1 protein-coding gene is annotated in these 273 nt (G+C 64.1%); it reads right to left on the reverse strand.

The window, feature by feature from the left end; genetic code table 11:
• Positions 1–273: DUF1045 domain-containing protein (locus tag A3728_RS19990; RefSeq protein ID WP_150120911.1), on the reverse strand; the 273-nt coding region annotated here is incomplete at both ends.

Below are 273 nucleotides of genomic sequence, written 5' to 3' on the forward strand. Positions count from 1 at the left end.
TGTTGCAGCACGCGGAAGAGACCCTCGGTATCCTCCCCCACTAACGATAGATGCGAAAGCTGAAGGGGGGTGGCAAGAACCCCTCCGAACCAGCTTTCCGCGGCGCGGGTCGCGATCCGGGGCTCGTCCAAGCGGTCGGTCAGGGTCATGTGGAAACGGAAATCCTCCATCACGTGGGGGTAGCCGTAGTGGCGCAGATTCGCGGCTTGTCGCTTGGTCAGATGGGGCCGCATGCGGCGGTCGATCTCTGCCTGATCGAGCGGGGTGCGCAGG

Source organism: Sulfitobacter sp. HI0040 (assembly GCF_001634885.1).
Classification (GTDB): Bacteria; Pseudomonadota; Alphaproteobacteria; order Rhodobacterales; family Rhodobacteraceae; genus Sulfitobacter.